Genomic DNA, 12,742 nt, shown 5'->3' on the forward strand with positions numbered 1-12,742 from the left:
TATAGCTTGTAACGCTTGAGTTAGAGCGGTTTTGTAGGACAATCCGACCAAAATCGCGACCAGTTGTGCGATTTTCGTAAAGGGGTGGATCAGCAGGCGACCTGATTCAACGATGAAACACAGGTTTGCCACGCGTAGGTGAAATCTCGCAGACGACCTTGGGGCTGGAAAGTCTGGCGCCAGATTCGGGCCATTCCCAATAAGTCGTCGGAGGCGGGGAGGGGAGTGTTCTGTTCTTCTACCAGCAGCCAGGCAATGGCAGTGGCGTAACGCAGGTTGACGGTCAATTCCAGATGCGGCCCGCTGAGAAAAGCATGCTGGCTGGCAAGGCCGCGGACCAGGCTTGCCCGATCCGGGTCCAGGGCCAGGTAGTGATCCCAAAGTGCCTGGTGGCGGGGTTCGGCGATTCGGTACAGGCCGTGTCCACGGCGGTCATGCAGGGCTGAACCAAGGGCTGACTGACTGGCGGCGATGCCCAGCAGCAGGGATTCGGCAGTTGCGCTATGGCGTCCGAGGTAGATCAACGTCGGACGGATCACATAACGACACAGTTCGCTGGCAGCGATTCCCATAAAGCCCTCGAAACATGAAGTGGTCGGCGAGACCTGAAGGCCTTGGCAGCAGTGGATCGATTCAGGCTCGCCGCAAGCGGATCAAGCCGCTTGAGTTGAAGTGTAGTGTCATTATTTTGCTGTAAAGGACTGTTTTTAAAATATTTCCGGCTTCGAGTTATAACCGTTATATCGGTTGGTGCTTAGCCGCATGCCGCGAAATGAGAAATATCGGGCAATAAAAAGCCCCGCTTTTCAGCAGGGCTTTTCAGGTTTCAGCTTTTCGGGTGTCTCAGGCAACCAGTGCCTGGCGAGTACGTTCGATCACAGCCTGCAGCGGTTCTGCGCTGGAGTATTGATCAGGGTACAGGCGTTCGCTGTGACGAGCGATGCCGTGTTCATTGACCAGAGTGAAGCTGAAACAGCCTTTGCGAGCGGCCAGGATCAGGCAGTTCATTGGAGCAAAAGCGTTGGTTAGGGTGCGAATGGCATCCTGAGTGTGGATTTGAGTGGACATAATGGGTGTTCCTACAAGCGACACGGATAAGAACCGTGCAAAGTTAAAACGTTCCAGTAACGACGACCACCATTGGTCGAACGAAGAACCCGACTGGAACAAAGCAGCCAGTTTGAAGCGCTGATAAATTGGCGCGCTTGGGCTGGCAGGTAGGTACTTAGGAGGGCAGGCAACACATCAAGGGCAAAGGTTCTGGGCCCGGGGTGAAGATCCTGATCAATTTGCAGGCTGGTTCGGTCAGAGTAAGTGAGCTTGGCAACACCCTTTGCTTTCGATTCAAAGGCTGTGTTGGCGCAAGATTTACCTGGAAACCATCGAGGTGGTCGATCCCGTTTTGTCGGTGGAGGCTTCTCTTAGGGAAGGCTGACCGGAGGATTTGTTCGACCAGAATTGACTTTCAGCTTGGTACTAACGCCGCGGATACTAACGGATCGAATGGCAGAAGGGAAGTCTGTTTGAAAAAAAGCGCTGAAGGGCCTGTCGGCAAGTCTCGATTGAACTGTCGAACACACCAGTGCCCCACAATAGCCCGGAACCCGACCGTTGATCCGAGAGAACGATCGCGTCAGGACCGATCGGCGGCAAGGGTTGCTCGGGTTTATCCCCAGACGCTATCCAAAGGCGCGCCGAAAAAGCGCATCGGTATAACCACTTCCCAGGCACTTGTGCACACAAATTGCGCGAACTGTCATCGCGCTGTCATCCTCGCTTCAACCGGAGTGGGTGCCTGTAATGAAAATTTAAGTCAATGAAAAACATCGCTTTTTTTTACTGGTGAAAAAATCGTCAGTTTGACTGCGGGCCCCACGCCACACGGCTTTGCGCCAGTTCAAAGGCGGTTGTCCACTGAGTTATCCACAGCTTCTGTGGATTGTCCCAAGCGCTTGCTCTAGGACGGGCGTGCAGGCTTTTTTCGACTTTACCTGTACGAAAAAAAGAGTAGAGTGGCGCGCCTTCCGATCTGCCCCACAGTGCTTTATGAAGTTTCGCTCATCCGTCTCTGCTACCTCAACGCCCTCCCGTGTTATCCCGCCCAAGCGCTTTGCAATGCGCGTGGCCGAGTGGTTACTGGACAGCCCACGCCTGGGCGAAAACTCCAACGTCAAACACTTCGCCGGACGCTTGCTCAAGCAGCCTGCCCGTGAAGGCGTCGTGGCGGCGCAAAGCCGTCTCGGCCAGTTGATGTGCCGCGAGTGCGGTAATGCCCGGGATCGCCGCATTGGCCAGGAGCTCCTGCGTCAGGCCGCGCGTGCGGGCGACCGACGTGCACAAGAGGAACTGGGTCTGGGCGAAGACTGAGCTGTCCAAGACCTGACACCTTGGTTAACCTTCACGCTTTATCGAATCGGCAGGAGTGGCTATGGCGATGGACTTGACCAGCGCATTGCTGGGGCTGGCGGGCGCCGGGTTGCCGTTATTGGTACTGGCCTGGCAGCTTCAGCGGCGGGCGAGTGCGGGGCAGGCCGAACTGGCGTTGCTGGAAGAGCGTCTTGCCATTGCCCAATTGACGCAGGATGGCTTGACTGCCCAGCTTGATACTTGCCGTGATGAAATCGCTGACTTGAGCCAGGCCAATGCCGCCAAACAAGCGGATCTGGCCGCGCTGCGCCGTGAAGTCGAACTGCTCCAGATCGAACGTGACGACGCCCGCGATGCGTCTCACGCCTGGAATATCGAACGTGCCGGCAAAGAGGCTGAGTTACGTCGCCTCGACGCGCAGGCCGCTTCCCTTAATGCCGAATTGCGTGAGCAGCAGGAAAGCCATCAGCAGCGCCTCAACGACCTCCAAGGCTCACGAGACGAGCTACGCGCACAATTCGCCGAGCTGGCGGGGAAAATCTTCGACGAGCGTGAGCAGCGTTTTGCCGAAACCAGTCAGCAGCGTTTGGGGCAGTTGCTCGACCCGTTGAAGGAGCGCATTCAGTCGTTCGAAAAGCGCGTTGAGGAAAGCTATCAGGCTGAAGCCCGCGAGCGTTTTTCCCTGGCCAAGGAGCTGGAACGGCTGCAACAGCTGAACCTGCGCCTGAGCGACGAAGCCACCAACCTCACTCGTGCGTTGAAGGGGCAGAAAACCCAAGGCAACTGGGGCGAACTGATTCTCGAGCGGGTGCTTGAGCACGCGGGTCTGGAGAAGGGGCGTGAGTACCAGACCCAGGTCAATCTCAAGGGACCGGACGGCGAGCGTTTCCAGCCGGATGTGATTATTTACCTGCCCGGCGACAAGCAGGTGGTGGTCGATTCCAAAGTCAGTCTCACGGCCTATCAGCAATACGTGGCGGCCGAGGACGATGCCATCGGCCAGATCGCTCTCAAGCAGCACGTGCTGTCTTTGCGCAGTCACGTCAAAGGCTTGGCCGGCAAGGACTACAAGCGGCTCGACGGTTTGCACAGCCTGGATTTCGTTCTGCTTTTCGTCCCGATCGAGGCCGCGTTTTCTGCGGCATTGCAAGCTGAACCGACGCTGTTTCAGGAGGCATTCGACCGCAACATCGTGATCGTCAGCCCGACTACGCTGTTGGCCACCTTGCGGGTTATCGACAGCCTGTGGAAGCAGGAGCGCCAGAGCCAGAACGCCCGGGAAATTGCTGAGCGCGCCGGTTGGCTGTACGACAAGTTCGTGTTGTTCATCCAGGATCTGGATGAAGTCGGCAATCGCCTGCAACAACTGGACAAAGCCTACAGCGCAGCACGCAATAAGCTGACTGAAGGCCGCGGCAATCTGGTCAGTCGCAGCGAGCAGCTCAAGTTACTTGGGGCGCGAGCCAGCAAGAGCTTGCCGGCGGACCTGCTGGAACGGGCGATGACGGATGTCGATGGCTTGGCCGAGCTACCGGAATAAGTAAGGCACTACCTAATCTTCGTGGCGAGGGTGGGCTGGAGGACGGCACTACAACGGCAAATGCCGACTCAACAACGCTCGCAACGCCGCCGGTTTCACCGGTTTGGCCAGGTAATCCAGGCCAGCCGCATGCACCTGGGCCACCGTCTCCGGCCGTCCATCGGCACTGATCACCACCCCCGGCACCGGCTCGCCCAGTTGTGTGCGCAACCAGGCCATCAACTCGGTCCCGGTTTCGCCATCGTCCAGGTGGTAATCCACAAGCGCCAATTGCGGGCGCATTCCATCGCCGAGCAGCGTCGCGCATTCCACACGGTTACGTGCGGTCCAGACCTGGCAACCCCAGCGGGTGAGCAAACTGTTCATGCCGATCAGGATGCTGTCTTCATTATCAATACACAGCACCTGCGCGCCGCTGAGCAAATGGCCATTGAGTTCGGCCACTTTGACCGGCGTTGCCGTTTGTGTCCGAGCCAGCGGTACGCTGACACTGAACACGCTGCCGCGACCCGGCCAGGAACGCACGCGCAAGGTATGACCCAATACGCGACACAGCCCATCGGCAATCGCCAGGCCCAGGCCCAGACCTTTTTCGGCCCGGGTCTGGTGGCTGTCGAGGCGTTTGAACTCTTCGAAAATCACCTGGAGTTTGTCTTCTGGAATACCCGGTCCACGGTCCCAGACCTCAAGGCACAGCTCGCCGTTGCGCCGCCGAGCGCCGAGCAGCACCGGGCCTTTGGCATAGCGGAAGGCATTGGTGAGGAAGTTCTGCAAAATCCGCCGAAGCAGTTTGATGTCGCTGTCGACCCGTAATGCGCTGCCCCTGACGCGAAACTTCAGCCCCTGTTCCTGCGCCAGTGCCTTGAACTCCGCGCCCAGCGTATGGAACAGATCATTGAGTTCGAAAGGCTTGCGGTCAGGGTTGATCTTGCCGTTTTCCAGGCGGGAAATGTCCAGCAGATCGCTGATCAGGTCTTCGGCCGAGCGTAGCGAACTGTCCAGGTGATGAACCAGCTTGCGGGCTTCACTGGATAAATTTTCTTCCTGGTGGGAGAGGGCGGCAGAGAACAGTCGTGCAGCATTCAGCGGTTGCATCAAGTCATGGCTGACGGCGGCCAGGAAACGGGTTTTCGACTGGTTCGCCGATTCGGCGACGCCTTTGGCTTCGGTCAGGGCAACGTTGAGTTGCGACAATTCGTGGGTCCGTTCGATGACCCGTTGCTCGAGGCCTTCGTTCGCTTCGGTCAGCGCCTGTTCGGCCTCGCGGAACGCGGTGATGTCGGTGAAACTCATGACGAAACCGCCGCCGGGCATCGGGTTACCGATCAACTCGATCACTCGACCATTGGGGAACAATCGTTCGGAGGTATGGGCCCGCCCCTGGCGCATCCAGTGCAAGCGACGGGCGACGTGCACTTGCGCTTCGCCAGGGCCGCACAGACCGCGCTCGGCGTTGTAGCGAATGATGTCGGCAATCGGCCGGCCCACGCTGATCAAACCGTCGGGGTAATTGAACAGTTCAAGGTAGCGCCGGTTCCAGGCCACCAGTTTCAACGACTGGTCGACCACGCTGATACCTTGGGTGATGTTCTCGATGGCGCCTTGTAACAGGGCGCGGTTGAACTGCAGCACTTCCGAGGTTTCGTCGGCGATTCGCACGACATCCTCAAGCTGCATTTCCCGACCTTCGATGGCGGCTTTTACCACCGCCCGGGTCGAAGATGCGCCGAGCACGCCGGCCAGCAAGCGTTCGGTATGGGCGATCCATTCACCATCGGCATTCTGGTTGGGGTTGAAGCCTTTGCCCTGGCGATAGGCGAAACGGATGAAGCTCTGACGAGCGCGTTCTTCGCCGACAAAGCGGGCGGCCAGTTGCAGCAAGTCGTTGATCTGTACTGCCAGCATTGAGCGGGAGTTGGGGCGCGCGCTGATTTCCTGGCCGATGAAGCGGCCGGCCTGCCAGTGCTCCGAAACCCGCGTGCGTGACAGCAGCGAGACCCAGGTGAACAAGGTGAAGTTGCCCGCCAGGGACAGCACCACGCCTTGAGTCAGCGGCGTGATCGGCAAGTTCAACGGGTTGCCTTGCAGCCAGGCCAAGCCTGGAAAACTGCTCAAGGGCAAGCCAAGGCTGTTGGCAGCGATCGGCAACACCAGCGTGTAGAACCACAGGAACGTACCGGCGGCCAGCCCGGCAAACACTCCACGACGGTTAGCCTGTTTCCAGTACAACGCGCCAAGCATGGCCGGGGCCAGTTGGGTCACGGCGGCAAAGGCGATCTGGCCGATGGTTGCCAGGCTCGCGGTGGAACCCAACAGTCGATAACTGACGTAGGCCAGCAGCAGAATGACCACGATGCTCACCCGCCGCGCCGACAGCATCCACTGGCGGAACACTTCGAACGGCCGCTCGGCGTTGTTTCGCCGCAGCAACCAGGGCAGCAACAGGTCATTGGAAAGCATGGTCGACAGCGCCACGCTGGCCACGATCACCATCCCGGTCGCCGCCGAAGCGCCGCCAATGAACGCCAGCATCGCCAGGGCGGGATGAGATTGCGCCAAGGGCAGGCTGATGACGAATGAGTCCGGCAGCACCGAACCGGGCAGCAACATCTGACCGGCCAGCGCAATGGGCACGACAAACAACGCGGCCAGCGCCAGATAGGCCGGGAACACCCATTTGGCCAGGCGTAGATCCTGAGGATCGATGTTTTCCACCACGGTCACATGGAACTGCCGGGGCAGGCAAATGATCGCCATCATCGCCACGCCGGTTTGCACCACCATGGACGGCCAATTGATGGTTTCTTTCCAGTACGCTTCGAGGCGCGGGGCGAGCATGGCCTGATCGAAAAGGTCGTCGAAACCGTCGTACAGGCCGTAGGTCACGAACGCGCCCACCGCGAGAAAAGCGAACAGCTTGACCAGCGACTCAAAAGCAATTGCCAATACCATGCCGCGGTGGTGTTCCGTGGCGTCGAGGTTGCGGGTACCGAAAACAATGGTGAACAGCGCCAGCACCAGGGATACGATCAGGGCCGTGTCCTGCGCGCGCGTGCCCATGGCGTCGGCACCGGCGCCAATCAGCAGGTTCACGCCCAGCACGATGCCCTTGAGCTGCAAGGCGATGTACGGCAGCACGCCAACCAGGCAAATCAGCGCCACCACCACGGCCAGCGACTGGGATTTGCCGTAGCGGGCGGCGATGAAGTCGGCGATGGAGGTGATGTTCTCCTGCTTGCTGATCATCACCATTTTTTGCAGGACCCACGGCGCGCAAATCAGCAGAAGAATCGGCCCGAGGTAGATCGGCAGAAATGACCAGAGTTGTTCGGCCGCCTGACCCACGGCGCCAAAGAATGTCCAACTGGTGCAGTAAACGGCCAGCGACAGGCTATACACCCAGGCTCGCACCCGTGGCGGCAACGGCGTGCTGCGCCGATCGCCGTAAAAGGCGATAGCGAACAGAATGGCCATATAGGCCAGGGCGACGGTGGCGATCAGCCCGATGGACAGCGACATGAGAACTCCAGGCAAAAGACATCCGGGACTCCGCCCGGTCAAGACAGTCTCGCATGACCGCTTGAGTTAGTCAGTGTCGACCAAGGTCGTGACGTGGCGGGGTATCGCAATACCTGTAGGAGCGAGGCTTGCCCGCGAAGGCGGTGTTGTTCCTGATTCAACGCAATCTGATGCATATCTGCAAAACAGATAACAGTTAGAGAAATTACCCGTTATATCGATATTCGATTCGGATCTACCATGAGCTCCACCTCACGAGAGGACAGGAGTTCACCATGACCTGCACCCATAGCGTTAAACCCGGTATCAAACCGCTCAGTCATTTGCAGCACCCTCGAGAAGCCATTCGCCATTTCACCCCCAATTGGTTCGCGGCGACCATGGGCACAGGTGTGCTGTCGCTCGCGCTTGCGCAATTACCGGTGGCGAATCCTGGTCTGCATGCGATCGCCGAAGGCCTGTGGCTGTTCAATATTGTTCTGTTTGTTGTGTTCACGGCCATGTATGCCGCGCGCTGGGTCATGTTCTTCGACGAAGCGCGGCGGATTTTCGGGCACTCAACGGTTTCGATGTTTTTCGGCACCATTCCCATGGGCCTTGCGACCCTTATCAATGGCTTTTTGTTGTTCGGTTTGCCGCGCTGGGGTGACGGTGTGATTCATCTCGCCGAAGTGCTCTGGTGGCTGGACGTGGCCATGTCGCTGGCTTGCGGCGTATTGATTCCCTACATGATGTTCACCCGTCAGGAGCACAGCATCGACCAGATGACCGCGGTCTGGCTGTTGCCGGTGGTCGCGGCGGAAGTGGCGGCGGCCAGCGGCGGTTTGCTGGCGCCGCATCTGGCCGATGCTCATTCACAACTGGTGGTGCTGGTGACCAGCTACGTACTGTGGGCCTTTTCCCTGCCGGTGGCATTCAGCATTCTGACTATCCTGTTGCTGCGCATGGCGTTGCATAAATTACCCCACGAAAACATGGCCGCCTCAAGCTGGCTGACTCTTGGGCCGATTGGCACCGGTGCGCTGGGCATGTTGCTGTTGGGGGCTGACGCGCCAGCGATCTTTGCCGCCAACGGTTTGCCGGGTATCGGCGAGATTGCCGCAGGGCTTGGCTTGGTGGCCGGCATCACGTTGTGGGGCTTCGGGCTCTGGTGGATGCTGATTGCGCTGTTGATCACCCTGCGTTACTTGCGCGCCGGTATCCCGTTCAATCTTGGCTGGTGGGGCTTCACTTTCCCGTTGGGCGTCTATTCTTTGGCGACGTTGAACCTGGCAAGCGCATTGCACCTGACCTTTTTCAGTGTCTTTGGCTGTGTGCTGGTGGCGTTGCTGGTGGTGATGTGGCTGATTGTTGCCAAACGCACAGTGCAGGGCGCATGGCGAGGTGAGTTATTTGTTTCACCCTGCATTGCAGGATTAAACAAATAACCGGCCAGGATTGGGTAATCTGTGGCCTGGATCGACGTTCCACATTCCAATAACAATTGTTACGCCGCTTTTTTATCCAGCACCAATTACCCAACATCAGCTACCCAACATCAGGGCACATGGAAGATGAGTCACCCCTCGCAGTTCACCTTGCTTCGCACTCGGCGCTTCCTGCCGTTTTTTATCACCCAGTCCCTGGGGGCCTTCAACGACAACATTTTCAAGCAGTCGTTGATCCTCGCCATTTTGTACCGGTTGACCATCGAGGGTGACCGTTCGATCTGGGTCAACTTGTGTGCGTTACTGTTTATCTTGCCGTTTTTCCTGTTCTCGGCCCTGGCCGGGCAATTCGGGGAAAAGTTCGCCAAGGACGCATTGATCCGTCTGATCAAGCTCGGGGAAATCGTCATCATGGCGGTGGGGGCGGTCGGTTTCATGTTCGATCACCTGTCGCTGATGCTGGTGGCGCTGTTCGCCATGGGCACCCACTCGGCGCTGTTCGGGCCGGTGAAGTACTCGATCCTGCCCCAGGCCTTGCACGAAGAAGAGTTGGTGGGTGGCAACGGCCTGGTGGAAATGGGCACCTTCCTGGCGATTCTCGCCGGGACCATCGGCGCCGGGATCATGATGTCGACCAGCAACTACGCGCCGGTCGTGTCCACGGCAATCATCGGTATCGCCGTGCTCGGTTACCTGGCCAGCCGCGGCATTCCCCGTGCGGCGGCGGCAACGCCGGAAATGCGTTTGAACTGGAACATTTTCAGCCAGTCCTGGGCCACCTTGAAGTTGGGCCTGGGGCAAACCCCGGCAGTATCGCGTTCGATCGTCGGCAACTCATGGTTCTGGTTTGTCGGGGCGATTTATCTGACGCAGATCCCGGCGTATGCCAAGGAATGGATGCACGGCGACGAGACTGTGGTGACGCTGATTCTTACCGTGTTCTCGGTCGGTATCGCACTGGGTTCGATGCTTTGCGAGAGACTCTCCGGGCGCAAAGTCGAGATTGGTCTGGTGCCGTTTGGCTCATTCGGTCTGACAGTGTTTGGCCTGTTGCTGTGGTGGCATTCCGGCGCGATTCCAGACAGTGTTGCCGGCCATGGCTGGATCGAAGTCCTTGGGTTCGGACACGCCTGGCTGGTATTGATCGATATCCTAGGGCTCGGAATCTTCGGCGGTTTTTACATCGTGCCGCTGTATGCGCTGATCCAGTCGCGTACTGTCGAGAATGAGCGTGCACGGGTGATCGCTGCGAACAACATTCTTAACGCCCTGTTCATGGTGGTCTCGGCCATTGTGTCGATCGTCTTGTTGAGCATCGCCAAGCTATCAATCCCGCAGCTGTTCCTGGTGGTGTCGCTGCTGAACATCGGCGTCAATGCCTACATCTTCAAAATTGTCCCCGAGTTCAGCATGCGCTTCATGATCTGGCTGCTCGGCCATTCCATGTACCGCGTCGAGCATCGCAACCTGGAGCTGATTCCCGATGAAGGCGCGGCCTTGCTGGTTTGCAACCATGTGTCGTTCGTCGATGCGTTGCTGATAGGCGGCGCGGTGCGTCGGCCGATTCGCTTTGTGATGTATTACAAAATCTACAACCTGCCGGTTCTGAACTTCATCTTCCGCACGGCGGGGACGATTCCAATTGCCGGGCGTCAGGAGGACATCCAGATTTATGAAAAAGCCTTTACCCGCATTGCGCAGTATCTGAAGGACGGTGAACTGGTGTGCATCTTCCCTGAAGGTAAATTGACCGCCGATGGCGAGATCAATGAGTTCAAGGGTGGGCTGACGCGGATTCTCGAAGAAACGCCGGTGCCGGTGATTCCGCTGGCATTGCAGGGGTTGTGGGGGAGTTTTTTCAGTCGGGACCCGGACAAGGGCGTGTTTCGTCGGCTGTGGTCCCGGGTGACTCTGGTGGCCGGGCCGGCGGTGGCCGTTGAAGTGGCTGAACCGGCGACGTTGCAAGGGTTGGTGGGGGAGTTGCGTGGCGCCGTCAGGTAGTCGTTGATTGGGCGGGCGTCTTCGCGGGCAAGCCTCGCTCCTACAGGGATTGGTGGTGTGTCCTCAACCTGGAGCGAGGCTTGCCCGCGAAGACGGTAGAGGCCTAAGCGCTGATCTTGAGCCCAACCAACCCGGCAATGATCAACGCCACACTGGCCAACCGAAACAGCGCCATGGATTCACCAAACAGAATGATCCCGGCGATCACCGTGCCCACCGCACCCACGCCAGTCCAGACTGCATAGGCCGTGCCTAGCGGCAACTCCTTCATGGCAAGGCCCAGCAAGCCCAGGCTGATCGCCATGGCTGCAATGGTCAGTGCGGTAGGAAGAGGGCGGCTGAAGCCATCGGTGTATTTCAGGCCGACGGCCCAGCCGACTTCGAACAGGCCAGCGAAAAACAGAATGATCCAGGACATTGAAGACCTCCATCGATGGATGGGGTCGTCCCCGGATTAATCACTCGATCGAGCCGCGAGGTCGTCCCCGCGTTGCGCAATAGAGTGCCCATCATTAACCCGAGGATCAAGTTAGGTTGAACAGGCGCCCGGTGAAGTAACCCACCAACGCCAGTGGCCAGTGCGCCCATGGCCTGATCCTTGTTTAAGTAGCACCACAAAACCAATGTGGGAGCGAGCCTGCTCGCGATGAGGGGCTGACATTCAACAATGATGTTGACTGAAATGCCGCTATCGCGAGCAGGCTCGCTCCCACAGTAGGCATCAAACGTCTTTAGATGCCCTGCGGCATCTCTTCACCACCCAACGCCTCGACCATCGACGGCAGGAAGTCGCCGAAGGTCAGCATCATCAGGGTAAAGCTGGCGTCCAGTTGCCCCAAGGCTTCGTCGCCACCGTCCTGTTCCGCCTGATCTTGCAGCAGGTCTTCGAACTTCAGGCGCTTGACCACCATTTTGTCGTCAAGCACGAACGACAGTTTGTCCTGCCAGGCCAGCGACAGTTGAGTGACTACTTTGCCGGTGCTCAGGTGCAGCTGGATTTCTTCGCTGGTCAGGTCCTGACGCTTGCAGCGCACGATGCCGCCGTCTTCATGGGTGTCGCGCAGTTCGCACTCGTCCAGCACGAAGAAATCATTCGCGGCTTTCTGAGTGGTAACCCACTCGGTCATGGTGGCAGTCGGCGATATTTTCACCGTCAACGGACGCACTGGCAGCGAGCCGATCACTTCGCGCAAGGTGGAGAGCAGGTCTTCGGCGCGTTTCGGGCTGGCCGAGTTAACCAGGATCAGGCCCTGTTTCGGTGCGATAGCGGCGAAGGTCGACGAGCGGCGAATAAAGGCGCGGGGCAGGAAGGCCTGGATGATTTCATCCTTGATCTGATCGCGTTCCTTTTTGTAGACCTTGCGCATTTGTTCGGCTTCGATCTCGTCGACCTTTTCCTTCACTGCGTCACGCACGACGCTGCCCGGCAGAATGCGCTCTTCCTTACGGGCGGCGATCAGCAGGAAATCACCGCTGATGTGCACCAGCGGCGCGTCTTCGCCCTTGCCGAACGGCGCGACGAAACCGTAGGTGGTCAACTCCTGGCTTGCACACGGACGCGCCAGTTTGGTGGCCAGTGCAGTTTCCAACGCCTCGGCATCAAAAGGCAGATCTTGGGTCAGGCGATAGATAAGCAGGTTTTTGAACCACATGGGGTGAGTCTCTCCTTTAAACAAAGGGGGGCATTATTGTCCTCCGGGTGCCATAGGCCAACCCTTCTCTAAGCCTTTGGAAGGCCTGAGAAAATTAATTAAAAAAGTGCTTGCCAGAGGTTGGGTCGCTCCGTAGAATGCGCGCCACACCGAAAGTGAAGGGTGATTAGCTCAGCTGGGAGAGCGTCTGCCTTACAAGCAGAATGTCGGCGGTTCGATCCCGTCATCACCCACCA

General features: G+C 58.4%; 9 protein-coding genes and 1 tRNA gene. 5 read left to right on the top strand and 5 right to left on the bottom strand.

All coding sequences use genetic code 11. The features are described 5' to 3' along the window. Window positions 1-89: 89 nt before the first annotated feature. Complete coding sequence (locus BZL43_RS23885; RefSeq protein WP_038979731.1) at window positions 90-572, bottom strand: hypothetical protein; 483 nt, start codon at window positions 570-572, stop codon at window positions 90-92. Between the two features lie 271 nt (window positions 573-843). Continuing rightward, window positions 844-1,068: a hypothetical protein gene (locus tag BZL43_RS23890; RefSeq protein ID WP_095634561.1), complete on the bottom strand. Its 225-nt coding sequence runs from the start codon at window positions 1,066-1,068 to the stop codon at window positions 844-846. A 978-nt stretch (window positions 1,069-2,046) separates the two neighbouring features. Between BZL43_RS23890 and BZL43_RS23900 the strand changes: the two genes are divergently transcribed. Both BZL43_RS23900 and rmuC read left to right on the top strand, forming a co-directional pair. Next, window positions 2,047-2,367, top strand: coding sequence for a sel1 repeat family protein (locus BZL43_RS23900; protein ID WP_095634562.1), 321 nt, complete (start codon window positions 2,047-2,049; stop codon window positions 2,365-2,367). Between the two features lie 175 nt (window positions 2,368-2,542). Next, window positions 2,543-3,907 carry a DNA recombination protein RmuC gene (rmuC, locus tag BZL43_RS23905; RefSeq protein ID WP_168185142.1) on the top strand — a complete coding sequence of 455 codons (1,365 nt, stop codon included), beginning with the start codon at window positions 2,543-2,545 and terminating at the stop codon, window positions 3,905-3,907. Between the two features lie 48 nt (window positions 3,908-3,955). Here the strand turns inward: rmuC and BZL43_RS23910 are convergent, their stop codons facing one another. Next, a complete protein-coding gene (locus tag BZL43_RS23910) occupies window positions 3,956-7,426 on the bottom strand; it encodes a PAS domain-containing hybrid sensor histidine kinase/response regulator (RefSeq protein WP_095634564.1) in 3,471 nt (1,156 codons plus the stop codon). Between the two features lie 275 nt (window positions 7,427-7,701). On the opposite strand from BZL43_RS23910, the gene BZL43_RS23915 reads away from it, so the two are divergent. Further along, window positions 7,702-8,853: a TDT family transporter gene (locus BZL43_RS23915; protein ID WP_095634565.1), complete on the top strand. Its 1,152-nt coding sequence runs from the start codon at window positions 7,702-7,704 to the stop codon at window positions 8,851-8,853. A 126-nt stretch (window positions 8,854-8,979) separates the two neighbouring features. Beyond that, window positions 8,980-10,854, top strand: a complete 1,875-nt coding sequence (locus BZL43_RS23920) for an MFS transporter (protein WP_095634566.1) — start codon at window positions 8,980-8,982, stop codon at window positions 10,852-10,854. A gap of 103 nt (window positions 10,855-10,957) precedes the next feature. Here BZL43_RS23920 and sugE read toward each other — a convergent pair whose 3' ends face one another. Both sugE and rdgC read right to left on the bottom strand, forming a co-directional pair. Next, window positions 10,958-11,272, bottom strand: coding sequence for a quaternary ammonium compound efflux SMR transporter SugE (gene sugE, locus BZL43_RS23925; RefSeq protein WP_095634567.1), 315 nt, complete (start codon window positions 11,270-11,272; stop codon window positions 10,958-10,960). A 313-nt stretch (window positions 11,273-11,585) separates the two neighbouring features. Then, the gene (rdgC, locus tag BZL43_RS23930) at window positions 11,586-12,506 is read right to left on the bottom strand and encodes a recombination-associated protein RdgC (RefSeq protein WP_095634568.1); all 921 of its coding nucleotides are present in this window, start codon (window positions 12,504-12,506) and stop codon (window positions 11,586-11,588) included. 160 nt (window positions 12,507-12,666) lie between these two features. On the opposite strand from rdgC, the gene BZL43_RS23935 reads away from it, so the two are divergent. Next, a tRNA-Val gene (locus BZL43_RS23935) sits at window positions 12,667-12,742 on the top strand.

This window comes from Pseudomonas sp. PICF141 (assembly GCF_002286815.1).
In the GTDB taxonomy this organism is placed as follows: Bacteria; Pseudomonadota; Gammaproteobacteria; order Pseudomonadales; family Pseudomonadaceae; genus Aquipseudomonas.